Genomic DNA, 13,002 nt, shown 5'->3' with positions numbered 1-13,002 from the left:
CTCAATTCATCCTCAATGCTGGCGCCCGACAGCCAACAACTCACCGTGACGCTTTTCCAGAAAAGCCTTTAACGCCAACGTCAACAACGCACTCAACGCCAACAACGAAGCACAGGCAAATGCAGCACTGTAAGCATATTCGCTATACAGAATTTCCACGTGCAACGGCATTGTGTTGGTTCGCCCACGAATGTGACCAGATACCACAGAGACTGCACCAAACTCACCCATCGCACGCGCACCACACAACAACGCCCCATACAACAGCCCCCAACGAATGTTCGGTAACGTCACCCGCCAAAAAGTCTGCCAACCACTGGCCCCCAGACTCAACGCAGCCAACTCCTCCTCATTGCCTTGCTGCTCCATCAATGGCATCAGCTCGCGCGCAATAAATGGCAAAGTGACAAATATTGTCGCCAAGACGATCCCCGGCAACGCGAACACGACCCGTGGCAACTTCACGATAACCTCGCCAAACAAAGGCAAGGAGAAGTCAACTCCATCCTCAATCAACGGCCAAGCCCACCCCTGCCGACCAAAAATGAGCACGAACACCAAACCAGCAACCACCGGTGAAACCGAAAACGGCAAATCAATCAAACTAACCAACAGCCGCTTGCCAGGAAACTGATACTTACTGACCGCCCACGCCACGGCGACACCGAAAACCATGTTCACCGGCAACACAATCATTGTTACTAACATCGTTAAACGAATTGCAGCCAGCGCATCAGGATCAGAGACCGCCCGTAGAAAAACCTGCACCCCACCACGCAATGCTTCGGAAAACACCAGCATCAGTGGCAGCAGTAAAAACGCCAATAAAAAGCCAAGCGCACCCAGAATAAGCAACCACTGTACCCACAACGACTCGGTCGTCGCAGATGCGGTCAACAACCGATGCCAACGCTGTACACCCCTCTGCCCCTGAACACAGAGAGAAGGCCCAGACATCATATCCTTGCTCATCTTCCCCCCGATGTTTAACACGCAATAAGCATGCCTGCATCGCGTTGACCATTAACAACACCGTGAATGACAACAACAACATTACTGCCGCAATTGCAGTAGCTCCAGAATAGTCAAACTCCTCCAAACGAATCGTGATGAGCAACGGCGCGATCTCAGTTGCATTGGGTAGATTGCCAGCAATAAAAATCACCGACCCATACTCACCCACACCGCGCGCGAAAGCCAACGCAAATCCCGTCAACATTGCAGGCCATAGCGTCGGCAATACGACACGGAACATCGTCTGCCAACGATTCGCACCGAGTGAAGCAGCAGCCTCCTCCAACTCCTTCTCGGCCTCTGCCAACACCGGCTGGACAATCCGCACCACAAAAGGCAGACCAACGAACACCAGCGCTACTACGATCCCCAACGGAGTGTAAGCAACCTTGAACCCAGCCAGCTCCAGCCAACGCCCTATCCATCCATTGGGTCCATACAATGCCGCCAGCGCAATACCGGCCACTGCTGTCGGCAATGCGAACGGTAAATCAATGATCGCATCGAAAACACGCTTACCAGGAAAATCGTAACGCCCAAACACCCAAGCTACCCACGTCCCCATCACCGCGTTAAACGCCGCCGCAACTAACGCAGCGCCAAAACTGACCGACAACGCAGACAGCACCCGTGGTTCCGTCCATACCTTCCATAGCCCACTCCATCCCAACCCACTGGCCTTGACAAATACGCCAACCAGCGGAATCAGCACGATCAGCCCCAACCAAACAAAGGTGATTCCAAGACTCAAACCAAGGCCAGGAATCACGCGCCGACGTGACAAACGCGCCGGCGCCACAGTACTTTCAGCCATGGACTACTTTCCCGCCTGGATCTGGTCGAACACACCACCATCGGTAAAATGCTCCTGCTGCACCTTAGCCCAAGAACCGAACGCTCGCCCGATCGTCACCAACTTAATCCGAGGAAACCTCGCCAAATCCACAGCATCGACCAACTCAGGATGGCGTGGACGGTAAAAATGCTTCGCGGCCAACCTCTGCCCACTCGGCGAATACAAATACTGCAGATACGCCTCAGCCACCGCACGGTTACCGTGCTTATCCGCATTCTTATCCACCAATGCCACTGATGGCTCAGCCAGAATCGACATTTTTGGCATCACAATCTCGAATTTGTCTGGACCCAACTCCTCCCGAGCCAAGAGCGCCTCGTTCTCCCACGTCAATAACACATCACCAATGCCACGCTGAGCAAACGTCGTCGTCGCACCCCGCGCCCCTGTGTCCAAGATCGGAACATTGCGGAACAACGCCCGCATATAACGCAGAATCTTCTCGCGATCCCCCTTGAAGATATAGTCGGCATAAGACCAAGCGGCCAAATAATTCCAGCGCGCCCCCCCACTGGTTTTCGGATTCGGGGTAATCACCTGCACCCCAGAACGCAACAGATCCGGCCAATCCCTAATATTGTTCGGATTGCCCTTACGCACCAGAAAAACGACCGTCGACGTATAAGGAGCACTGTTATCCGGCAAACGCTTCTGCCAACCGGGATCGACCAACTTCGACCTTTCCACAATCGCATCAACATCATAGGCAAGCGCCAACGTCACCACATCCGCCTCAACCCCATCAATCACCGAGCGCGCCTGCTTGCCCGAACCACCATGCGAAGTTTCAATCTTCACCGTCTTACCGGTCGTCTGCTTCCAGTGCCTCTCAAAAACAGCATTGTAATCCCGATAAAACTCGCGGGTCGGATCATAAGACACATTGAGCAACGTCTGTTCGCGCGCATCTGCCAACGACACACTCAACAGCAGCCCCAACAACAAAGCTGCAACATATCGAATTGGAATACATCGGTTCATGTCGATCTCCTGCGCAATCACGGCAACAGCCGGTCCAACAAGGATGCCATGCTGCGCAACCACATGCAGGCGGTGAAATGACATGAAGCTGGCTATTTATGACTTTTAAGCATGACCAATCGACACAGAAGCAGCACTCCCCCCTATGGTGCTGAACCTCCAAGGCGAGTTATATGCCGTTGCGATGTTGGCATACCCGACACCTTTTTAACGATATGGATCCCGTTAGCCTGCATCCAAGCATCGAACTGATCGGCTGTCATCCGCTGGCCATTCTGAGTCATCTCGAACCGATACCTCGCCACATTCCCAGACACCTGCGGCAACACAACAGGTTGCGGCATATTCGGTCGCGAAGACTTCAAAGCACAGGCCGACAGGATGAAAATCGGCATCACCACCAACACACAGCACAAAAACCTGAATACCGATTGAGACATCTTGACCTTATCCACCTGAAAATGAATCTAATTCATTAAGCAACAAAGATGTAATAAATCATGAAACAAAGCACCAACATGCCAAATGAACCATCCAAACAATCATCACCACGAACCCACTGCACGGTTACCCCCACATTCACCATAGCCTCCCCCTCACCTCAACACCCTTCCTTCCCCCTGCCCCACCTATACCACGCAATGATCTAACGCCACCCAACAATCCAATCCACCAACAGAACCATCTGCCCAACAGATCACGATGCCCCCTGAGACAACAGCCTCACCAACTGCCGCACCTTGTCAGCATCTGTGCAATCGTAATCCCCACCCAAATCATGGATATATGGATGAGCCCCCAAACGTCGTGCAGCCACCACACTGCGCGCCGAAGCATGGAACTCATGCGCTCCCGTGCGAACCCGCAACTCCAGCACATTCCCTGCAGACACACCCGCACCTGGCATCACCACAACCCGACCTGCTGCCTGAGCCACCAACGCCGCAATAGTCTCAGCACCCTCCAGCGCGCTCGAACGCCCCCCTGAAGTCAACACCCGCTCACAGCCCAGAGCAATCACATCCTCCAACGTACGTCCTGGATCCGCACTGACATCAATCGCACGATGAAAAGTCACACCAAGCGACCCAGCCGCGGCAATCAACACCCGCATCATCCCCATATCAACCTCACCGGCCGGATCCAAAGCACCAAGAACCACCCCATCACAACCAAGACGCACGCAACACTCCACATCACCGCACATCACCTCCATTTCCTCCTCGGAAAACACAAAATCACCACCCCGAGGCCGGATCAACACATAAAGCGGGATATGCAAACGCTCACGCACCACAGCCAACATCCCATACGACGGAGTCAACCCGCCCCCCTCCAACCCATGACACAACTCCACCCGCATGGCCCCGCCCTCCTGCGCAGCCAGCGCCGACGCAACCGAGCCAGCAGCCACCTCAAGTCCAGCCGACACACCCATACCCGCCTCCCATGATCCTCGTGACTTCCCAAAAACGCGCATGACATAAACATCAAAACTCACCTCACTTCCAGACCTTCAACATCAGACAACCACGCCACACCATCCCAACCAATCAAAGCCACCCAATGCCCAATAAAACCCATCCCATACCCACTTGACCCGACATACAGATAACCCTGAACTGCAACGACTCCCCCAACCTCAACACATTGCACCATCAACACACCCCGAACACTTCCGTACAGATACACCCAGATCGCCAAATAAACACAGATACGCCCACAGCTGCATACCAATGAAAACTCACCGCTTACCGTAAAAAACGTACTACCCCAACAACCACACAGCTACTTGATGCCACTGAACACCGTTCACCGTTGCAGCACCGCAACGTCACTGTAATCCCAACAAAAAAGCACCCCTCTTACCCAACCCCCACCCCCCCAGCGACTACTCCAACACCACGGAACCGACACCCCAAACACCACAGCCCTATGGACCGCCGCCGCTCAGACATACAACAGAATGAACATCACACGCCTCTAACCATGTCACACCGCACACCACACAAACGTTCTGCAACACACAGATGGCTTGGCAAATATCACCCAGACACCAAACACAACACACCATTCACACCCAAGATGCCGCACAAACAAAAATAAAATCCCTGCACACCTTGACGCATCCCGGGGCAAAACCTACGAAGTTTAGCTAAACTCGCCACATGCACACCGTTCGACCCAGCATGTCCGAGATCACCACCACCGACGCCCAAGCCCAACCTGAGAAGAAAGACTTTATCCGGCAGATCATCAGAGAAGACTTAGCCCACGGCACACACACTCACATCCACACCCGTTTTCCCCCAGAACCCAACGGTTACCTGCACATTGGCCACGCCAAAGCAATCTGCCTGGATTTTGGCGTCGCCGCGGAATTCGGCGGACACTGCACCCTCCGCATGGACGACACCAATCCGAGCAAAGAAGACCCCGCCTTCGCCGCTGCAATCCAGGAAGACGTCTCTTGGTTAGGCTTCCATTGGAACGCACTACGACATACATCGGATTATTTCGAAGTACTGTACCTAGCTGCAGAAAAACTCATTGCCGATGGAAAAGCCTACGTCTGTGACCTCAATAGCCAACAGGTACGCGAATACCGCGGCACCCTGACAGAAGCGGGCCGTCCCTCACCATGGCGTGAACGCAGCCCTGATGAAAATTTAGAACTATTCCGACAAATGCGCGCCGGCACGTTTCCAGACGGAACACGTACCCTGCGTGCCAAAATCGACATGGCTAGCGGCAACATCAACCTGCGGGACCCAGCGCTCTACCGCATTAAACACGTCGAACATCAAAACACCGGCAACACCTGGCCGATCTACCCCATGTATGACTTCGCACACGCACTGAGCGATGCGATCGAAGGCATTACCCATTCATTGTGCACCCTTGAGTTCGAAGACCACCGCCCCCTGTACGACTGGTGTATCAACCATGTCGACCTACCAAACAACTCACACTTACTCAAACCGTTACTGGACAAAGGCTTCCCTCAAGAGCCCAGCCAACCTCGGCAAATCGAGTTTTCGCGCCTGAACATCAACTACACCGTGATGAGCAAACGCAAACTCACCGCACTGGTGGACGAAAAACTCGTCGAAGGGTGGGACGACCCCCGCATGTACACCCTGCAAGGCCTACGCCGCCGTGGTTACACCCCAGCGGCGATGCGCCTATTCGTAGAGCGGATCGGCATCAGCAAACAGAACTCAATCATTGATTTTTCAGTACTAGAAAACTGCTTACGCGAGAACCTGGACACCATTGCACCACGCCGGATGGCAACCATTGCACCAATGAAACTCGTGCTGACCAACCTAGCCGAAGACCATGAAGAACAACTGATCTTCCCCAACCATCCCAAAGACGACACACAAGGCACCCGAACAGTGCCGTTCTCACGCGAACTATGGATCGAACGCGATGATTTTTCCGAAGCCCCCCCAAGGGCTGGAAACGGCTGATTCCAGGCGGAGAAGTACGCCTACGCGGTGCCGGCATCGCACGTATAGATGAGGTGGTGAAAAACGCAGAAGGCCACGTCATCGCACTACACGGCTGGCTTGATCCGACCTCACGTCCCGGCATGGAAGGCGCTCACCGCAAAGTCAAAGGCACCATCCACTGGGTCAGCGCACCACACGCTGTAGCAGCGGAAATCCGCCTGTACGACCGGCTGTTCTCCATTGAAAAACCAGACGACAACACCGACGGAAAAACCTACCGCGACTTCCTCAACCCAGACTCCAAACGCGTCGTGCATGGCTACATCGAACCAGCGGCGGCACAAACCGCACCAGAACACGCATTCCAATTTGAACGCTTGGGCTACTTCGTCACAGACCGGCATGACCACGATGCCACACACCCCGTCTTTAATCGCAGCGTCACGCTGCGCGACACCTGGCAGCGCGACTGAACCGCCGCGCCCAACATCAAAAACCAATATTAGTATTGCCAGTGCTCACCGTAGAGTGCCTGCAGCATGACATCCCATCGACCGCAAGAAAATTCTGCGTTTTCATCGCACAGCATCCACGTGATAGCGTACTTAACCTGATCTAACACCCTGAGCATCCACTGCCCAAAGTGCCATGACACGGGACACACACAGCACCTCCACACACTGCTACAACACAACATCCTGCCATCCATTCTGACAATCCCCATCAGGGATACAACAAAGACTTACGCCAATAGCCAGCAGCATCCGCCTGGTAACGCCAGCGCTCATGCAACCGAAAGCTGGCCCCATACCAAAACTCGAACACTTGAGGCACCACACGGAACCCCACCCACTCTTCCGGGCGTGGCACATCACGTCCCTCAAACATCGCTTTCACCTCCGCCAAACGTGCCTGAAACTCCTCAGGCGACCCCAAGGGACACGACTGCATCGAAGCCCATGCACCAATTTGACTCTGACGCGGACGCGAAGCGAAATAGGCATCCGCCTCCTCGGCAAGGACCTGCTGCACCCTCCCCTCAATACGCACCTGCACCCCAGCCTCACGCAGAGAACGCCACAAAAACAACAAAGCAGCCTGCGGATTGGCCTGCAAATCGCGCCCCTTGGGGCTATCAAGATGACTATAGAAAACAAAACCACGCGCGTCGAACTTCTTCAACAAGACCGTACGCACACTCGGATGACCCTCTAACGAAGCCGTGGCCAACATCATTGCATCAGGCTCAATCTCGCTGCTGCTTTTGGCTTCTTCAAACAACAACGAGAACGTGGACAAGGCTTCAGCATACAAATTGAGCATAGATTGAAACAGACATGGAAAGATCACCCTATTGTGGTCGCACCCCTATCGCCCCGCCTATAGGCAAATCAAGACAGCCATTCAAACCCACACAGTGCAACCACTCGCAGCACCCATTCCCGCAATGCAGAAAACAACCCGCAACTCCATACCACTTACCAAATCACCATCCAATACACCTCAAACAATCACACCTCCAATATCACCGTGCACGTGATCGAACGCGCAACAAATCGGCAGTGATAACATCAACACGTTATGAATCCCGCCCCTAATCTTGTGATGATCGGCCCGATGGGCGCCGGAAAAAGCTCCATCGGACGACGCATTGCCAAACACTTCAACCTACACTTCGCAGATACAGATCACGCCATTGTTGAACGCGCCGGTACGAGCATCTCCACTATTTTCAAATATTCCGGCGAACCAGAATTTCGACGCCTGGAGCGTGAAGTACTGTACGACTTGCTGAATCACGAAAACCGACTCATCGCCACCGGCGGCGGTACGATCCTGGATCCAGAGAACCGCCACCGCATGCAAAAACGCGGCTTCGTCGTATTTCTAAAGATCAACGTGAACACCCAATTGGAGCGACTGGCACATGACCGCTACCGACCATTACTGCAACAAATCGACCGCAAACAGGTACTGAGCGATCTCTACGCCACACGCCAACCGCTCTACCAGAAAATCGCAGATATGATTGTGACCACCGACCACATGTCCCCTAACACAGCCACCGCCCAGCTCATTCTGGACTTAACAGCCCACTGGCAGAAATCAAGCAACACCGCATGACCACTCCCACACCACTGCGCAGCGTCACCGTCAACACCCCCCCCCCTATACCATCGCCATTGGTCCCGGCCTATTGCACGATCCTCCACGCCTGGCCGCCACCATCCGCGGCAGACATGCACTCATTCTCAGTGATTCTGAAGTCGCCCCCCGTTATGCCGCACAACTGCATGAAACGCTACTGCGCGCCCGTCCCGATCTACACCTCAACGTATTCACCCTGCCAGCCGGCGAAACATCCAAGTCCCTAGAGAACTTCGGCGCCGCAATCGCCCAACTCGCCACACTGGGCGCCACGCGTGATGCCTGCCTCTTTGCACTCGGCGGCGGCGTCATCGGGGATCTGGCCGGCTTTACCGCCGCCTGCTGGATGCGTGGCATCGACTACGTACAAGTGCCAACCACCTTATTGGCGATGGTCGACTCTTCCGTCGGCGGCAAAACCGCCGTAGACATCCCCCAGGGTAAAAACATGGTCGGTGCCTTCCATCCGCCACGTGCAGTGATCGCCGATACCGACACCCTTGCCACACTCCCGCTACGGGAACTACGCGCTGGTCTGAGCGAAGTCATCAAATACGGCGCAATCCGCGACCCCGTATTCTTCCACTGGCTCCAAACCACACGCGAAGCACTTCTAGCACGTGACCCCGCCGCACTGGCCCAAGCAATCGCACGTAGCTGCGAACACAAAGCCGATATTGTCGGACGTGACCCACTGGAAAAAGGGGAACGCGTCCTGCTCAATCTCGGTCATACCTTCGGCCACGCCATAGAAACAACACAGGGCTACAGCACACCAGGAAGCAACAACCTCAACCACGGTGAAGCCGTCGCCGTCGGCATGGTACTTGCCGCACGCTTGTCAAACACATTAGGTCTGGCACCCGCAGAAGACACCGAGACACTGAAAAACCTACTGGATGCCTACGGCTTGCCCACTGTCCTGCCCTCAGGTCTAACACCTGAAATGCTCCTGGAGCGTATGCGCCTGGACAAAAAAAACATTGCCGGCCGCTTACGCTTGGTCCTATGGCGCGGTATTGGCCACGCCGAAGCCGTCCCCGACGTTGATGAAGCAGCCGTGCGACAGATCCTGGCCAACTAAGCCAATCAACATACGACCACCAAGCCACCAAACCGACGCCCCCATTGATGTGCATCACACCATCACTGACACCCCAACCCCACCAGATGCATCCCCACAACAACGACAATCGCTCGCCATGCGTACACCCTTGCCCCCTTTCAAACGATCCCATTCTCTCCAACACCCGGCTCAACCTGATCTATTGGAACGTTAGAAACGGTTACAACATAACATCCAGATCGGCCCATGCCTCCAACTGCAACCGCTGTACCGTCCCTGACTCGAAACACCGCATAGCACGCGTTTGACAAGACGCAACAACAGACAAAGCTCACATCAAACACCGCAGTCATACTCACCCATCATTCCTAACGCATCACACTGAGAGTCCCTATGCTCAAAAACGATCGCCTACTGCGTGCCCTACGACGCGACACCGTGGACCGTACCCCAATCTGGCTGATGCGCCAGGCCGGACGCTATCTGCCGGAATACCGTGCTGCCCGGCAACACGCCGGCAGCTTCCTCAAAATGGCAAAAACTCCTGAACTGGCCTGTGAAATCACCCTGCAACCACTGCGCCGCTTCCCACTAGACGCGGCGATTCTGTTCTCTGACATCCTCATGATCCCCGACGCGATGGGCCTAGAACTGCACTTCATTGAAGGTGAAGGGCCACGCTTGGGCAAACCAATCCGCGACGCCGCAGCCATCACACAACTCGCCGTGCCGGATATGGAAACCGAACTACGCTACGTCATGGACGCCGTGCGACTGATCCGTAAAGAACTGGACAACAGCGTCCCGCTCATTGGTTTCTCCGGAAGCCCATGGACACTGGCCTGCTACATGATCGAAGGAGGAAGCAGCAAAGAATACGCACGCATTAAGGCCATGGCATTCAACGCACCGGACGTACTACATCAACTGCTAAACACCGTCACCGACGCAGTGATCAGCTACTTGGCAGCGCAGCGCGCCGCTGGCGCACAAGCACTACAGGTCTTCGATACTTGGGGAGGTATCCTGTCGCCCACGATGTACCGAACATTCTCGCTGCCCTACTTAACGCGGATTGCACGCGAACTAGAACGCGGCACCGGTACCGAACATACCCCCCTGGTGTTGTTCGGCAAAGGCAACGGACCTTACATCGCAGAACTCGCCATGAGCGGTACCGAAGCCGTCGGCGTGGACTGGACCATCGAATTAGAAGACGCCGCACGCCGCAGCAACGGCCAAGTGGCATTACAAGGCAACCTCGACCCAGCCACACTGTACGGAACCCCAAACAACATCGCACGTGAAGTACAACGCACCCTGGACAGCTACGCAGCCGGTAACGGTGGCTCACGCGAGGGACATGTCTTCAACCTTGGCCACGGCATGACCCCTGGCATGAACCCGGATCACGTCAGCGCACTTGTCGAAGCCGTGCAGCGCTTGAGCCGTCGTTGACTGGAGTGATCTCAGTTCATTGCATCGTGTCTAACAAACGTGAAACGCTGTCAGCCCAGATGCTATTCACCTGCCCCCCGCTGTGAGCGCATCAAGACAACACACCAAGCAATCATCGAACGGCACGCCATGGAAAAGCAAAAAGAAAGGACTGTTATCAAGTCCGAAGAGATCAAGTCCGAGGAAGAGGGTTTAAACGCAGACGCTCAAATCGTCGCACTTTCAAAAAGAATCGAGTTTTATCTCACGGAATATTCCGTAGAGCTTTTGGCCAGAAAAATGAACAATGGCGACTTCATCATCCCTGCGTATCAACGCGAGTACACGTGGGATGATCATCGCAAATCGCGCTTTATCGAGTCACTGATCCTGGGCCTTCCCATTCCATTCCTTTTCTTCTGGGAAAAACCTGAGGACGGTACGTTGGAAATCGTGGATGGCTCGCAGCGCCTGCGGTCGATCGAAGAATTCCTCTTAGGCAACCTGCAACTTGGTAAATTACAAACCCTCACCGCGTTGTCTGGCTTCAGGTTCTCGGACCTTCCCGAATCCCGGCAAAGGAAAATCAATAATCGATCAATACGCGGAGTTGTACTGAACGAACATTCCGATGAGAAGGCGCGCTTTGACATGTTTGAGCGCATCAATACCGGCAGCAAGATTGCGAACATGGCAGAAATCCGCCGCGGTGCCCTCCCTGGTCCATTCATGACTCTCATCATCAACCTCGCGGAGCTTCCGGAATTTATCGCGCTGACTCCTGTGTCCCAAAAGAATTTTAAGGAACGCGAGCACGAGGAACTTGTCTCGCGGTTTTTTGCCTACAGCGATGGACTAGATGAGTATAAGGACCGCCCCTCGACGTTCATCTTCAACTACATCAAGACGATGAACGACAAGGCAGCCCAAGATGAGACGTTGACCGAGCGTTACCGTAAGCAATTTGAGGAGGTGATCGACTTCGTCGCTCGCGTCTTCCCACATGGATTCAGCAAAACTCCCAAAGGCAAGGCCACACCGAGGGCAAGGTTCGAAGCCATTGCAGTCGGATCACGCCTGGCATTGAATAATGCGCCCTAGTCTGGCCAACGCCACCCCACCCAGCGTCACCACATGGTTAACCAGCAAGAAGTTCACAAAGATCGTTGGTTCAGATGGCGCCAATGCGATCACCCTGCTGCGGACACGCACGGAGTTCGTACGCAATCAACTGCTGCGAAAAAGTAAATGAGCAGCAAACTAAGGATTGCATTCCAAGAACGACTCGAAGAAGTGAATGCCTATCTTGAGTTGCTGACGGTGATGGATGCTCAAGCACAACAAGGGCAACCACGCATCAAAGGCGCAGCAGATCCTATTACCCCCCAACAACAAAAAATCCTTTATTCAAGCGTGTATCTGCAGTTGTACAACCTTGTCGAGGCCACCATTTCTCACTGTATTAAAGCCGTTGCGGAGGCTGTCAAAGGAAATGCGCAATGCACACCTAAGCAACTGAATGATGCAATGCGGCGTGAGTGGGTACGCGTGGTCGCTCGCACGCATACTACATTGGAACCAAACAAGAGACTGGATAGCGCGTTGCAGCTTTGCAATCATCTGTTGGCTGCATCACCCATTGATACCTTCACGATTGAAAAGGCCAACGCTGGCAATTGGGATGACCGTGAGATCGAAAATGTCATTGAACGAGTGGGCCTGGAATTGAAGATAAACAAGCGCGTCTATCAAGCCATCAAGCAGCCTTTTCGGAATGACCTAGGGCCACTGGCCTTTGTGAAACAACTCAGGAATGATCTGGCGCACGGCTCCATGTCATTTGCAGAGTGCGCCGCGGAGATCACTGTCAAAGAACTGGTGGAACTCAAGGAGAAGACCGTTGATTACCTTGACGACGTGGTGGACCACTTCGCCAGATACATTGATCGCTTTGAATATCTTGCCCCGGAGAAGCGTCCTGCATGAGCCGTCATCCACGACGCCCCAAGAACATCCCCAACATTGTGGGCGTTGATCTTTTC

The 13,002-nt window shown here is 54.2% G+C and carries 11 protein-coding genes and 3 pseudogenes; 7 read left to right on the top strand and 7 right to left on the bottom strand.

Annotated elements, in window-relative coordinates; genetic code table 11:
- Positions 1-12: 12 nt before the first annotated feature.
- The 6 genes and pseudogenes from cysW to F7G16_RS03090 form a co-directional block, all read right to left on the bottom strand.
- Positions 13-972: a sulfate ABC transporter permease subunit CysW gene (gene cysW, locus F7G16_RS03115; protein WP_004090634.1), complete on the bottom strand. Its 960-nt coding sequence runs from the start codon at positions 970-972 to the stop codon at positions 13-15.
- Positions 973-979: 7 nt separating this feature from the next.
- Positions 980-1,828, bottom strand: a pseudogene (gene cysT, locus F7G16_RS03110) (sulfate ABC transporter permease subunit CysT); the annotation flags it as partial.
- A 3-nt stretch (positions 1,829-1,831) separates the two neighbouring features.
- The gene (locus F7G16_RS03105) at positions 1,832-2,935 is read right to left on the bottom strand and encodes a sulfate ABC transporter substrate-binding protein (protein WP_004090630.1); all 1,104 of its coding nucleotides are present in this window, start codon (positions 2,933-2,935) and stop codon (positions 1,832-1,834) included.
- A gap of 59 nt (positions 2,936-2,994) precedes the next feature.
- Positions 2,995-3,291 (bottom strand): hypothetical protein, encoded by a 297-nt coding sequence (locus tag F7G16_RS03100; RefSeq protein ID WP_011097709.1) that lies wholly within the window; start codon positions 3,289-3,291, stop codon positions 2,995-2,997.
- A gap of 257 nt (positions 3,292-3,548) precedes the next feature.
- A complete protein-coding gene (locus F7G16_RS03095; protein ID WP_011097708.1) occupies positions 3,549-4,352 on the bottom strand; it encodes a copper homeostasis protein CutC in 804 nt (267 codons plus the stop codon).
- On the bottom strand, positions 4,349-4,510 hold the full coding sequence (locus F7G16_RS03090; RefSeq protein ID WP_225621612.1) for a hypothetical protein: 162 nt from the start codon (positions 4,508-4,510) through the stop codon (positions 4,349-4,351). Before F7G16_RS03090 ends, F7G16_RS03095 begins: the two co-directional genes overlap by 4 nt.
- A gap of 530 nt (positions 4,511-5,040) precedes the next feature.
- On the opposite strand from F7G16_RS03090, the pseudogene F7G16_RS03085 reads away from it, so the two are divergent.
- Positions 5,041-6,782, top strand: a pseudogene (locus F7G16_RS03085) (glutamine--tRNA ligase/YqeY domain fusion protein).
- A gap of 250 nt (positions 6,783-7,032) precedes the next feature.
- On the opposite strand, the gene pdxH reads toward F7G16_RS03085, so the two are convergent.
- Positions 7,033-7,632 (bottom strand): pyridoxamine 5'-phosphate oxidase, encoded by a 600-nt coding sequence (pdxH, locus tag F7G16_RS03080; protein ID WP_004090626.1) that lies wholly within the window; start codon positions 7,630-7,632, stop codon positions 7,033-7,035.
- Between the two features lie 258 nt (positions 7,633-7,890).
- On the opposite strand from pdxH, the gene F7G16_RS03075 reads away from it, so the two are divergent.
- The 6 genes and pseudogenes from F7G16_RS03075 to F7G16_RS03055 all read left to right on the top strand — a co-directional run bounded on the left by F7G16_RS03075 (position 7,891) and on the right by F7G16_RS03055 (position 12,946).
- Positions 7,891-8,433, top strand: coding sequence for a shikimate kinase (locus F7G16_RS03075; protein WP_004090625.1), 543 nt, complete (start codon positions 7,891-7,893; stop codon positions 8,431-8,433).
- Positions 8,430-9,541 (top strand): annotated as a pseudogene (gene aroB / locus F7G16_RS03070) (3-dehydroquinate synthase). Before F7G16_RS03075 ends, aroB begins: the two are co-directional and overlap by 4 nt.
- 375 nt (positions 9,542-9,916) lie before the next feature.
- Positions 9,917-10,981 carry a uroporphyrinogen decarboxylase gene (hemE, locus tag F7G16_RS03065; protein ID WP_004090618.1) on the top strand — a complete coding sequence of 355 codons (1,065 nt, stop codon included), beginning with the start codon at positions 9,917-9,919 and terminating at the stop codon, positions 10,979-10,981.
- A gap of 129 nt (positions 10,982-11,110) precedes the next feature.
- Positions 11,111-12,061: a DUF262 domain-containing protein gene (locus F7G16_RS03060; protein WP_004090616.1), complete on the top strand. Its 951-nt coding sequence runs from the start codon at positions 11,111-11,113 to the stop codon at positions 12,059-12,061.
- On the top strand, positions 12,051-12,212 hold the full coding sequence (locus F7G16_RS12090) for a hypothetical protein (protein WP_234552911.1): 162 nt from the start codon (positions 12,051-12,053) through the stop codon (positions 12,210-12,212). Before F7G16_RS03060 ends, F7G16_RS12090 begins: the two co-directional genes overlap by 11 nt.
- Positions 12,209-12,946 (top strand): MAE_28990/MAE_18760 family HEPN-like nuclease, encoded by a 738-nt coding sequence (locus F7G16_RS03055; protein WP_004090615.1) that lies wholly within the window; start codon positions 12,209-12,211, stop codon positions 12,944-12,946. Before F7G16_RS12090 ends, F7G16_RS03055 begins: the two co-directional genes overlap by 4 nt.
- The last annotated feature ends 56 nt before the right edge of the window (positions 12,947-13,002 follow it).

The organism is Xylella fastidiosa (assembly GCF_011801475.1).
In the GTDB taxonomy this organism is placed as follows: Bacteria; Pseudomonadota; Gammaproteobacteria; order Xanthomonadales; family Xanthomonadaceae; genus Xylella; species Xylella fastidiosa.
The sequence above is the reverse complement of the archived record's forward strand: the minus strand, read 5'-3'. Positions and strand labels throughout refer to the sequence as shown.

What these genes read in the sequence shown, in the direction of transcription:
- pdxH (WP_004090626.1), bottom strand. Translation starts at nt 7,632, where the DNA reads ATGCTCAATTTGTATGCTGAAGCCTTGTCCACGTTCTCGTTGTTGTTT.
- cysW (WP_004090634.1), bottom strand. Translation starts at nt 972, where the DNA reads ATGAGCAAGGATATGATGTCTGGGCCTTCTCTCTGTGTTCAGGGGCAG.
- hemE (WP_004090618.1), top strand. Translation starts at nt 9,917, where the DNA reads ATGCTCAAAAACGATCGCCTACTGCGTGCCCTACGACGCGACACCGTG.
- F7G16_RS03105 (WP_004090630.1), bottom strand. Translation starts at nt 2,935, where the DNA reads ATGTCATTTCACCGCCTGCATGTGGTTGCGCAGCATGGCATCCTTGTT.
- F7G16_RS03055 (WP_004090615.1), top strand. Translation starts at nt 12,209, where the DNA reads ATGAGCAGCAAACTAAGGATTGCATTCCAAGAACGACTCGAAGAAGTG.
- F7G16_RS03100 (WP_011097709.1), bottom strand. Translation starts at nt 3,291, where the DNA reads ATGTCTCAATCGGTATTCAGGTTTTTGTGCTGTGTGTTGGTGGTGATG.
- F7G16_RS12090 (WP_234552911.1), top strand. Translation starts at nt 12,051, where the DNA reads ATGCGCCCTAGTCTGGCCAACGCCACCCCACCCAGCGTCACCACATGG.
- F7G16_RS03060 (WP_004090616.1), top strand. Translation starts at nt 11,111, where the DNA reads ATGGAAAAGCAAAAAGAAAGGACTGTTATCAAGTCCGAAGAGATCAAG.
- F7G16_RS03075 (WP_004090625.1), top strand. Translation starts at nt 7,891, where the DNA reads ATGAATCCCGCCCCTAATCTTGTGATGATCGGCCCGATGGGCGCCGGA.
- F7G16_RS03090 (WP_225621612.1), bottom strand. Translation starts at nt 4,510, where the DNA reads ATGGTGCAATGTGTTGAGGTTGGGGGAGTCGTTGCAGTTCAGGGTTAT.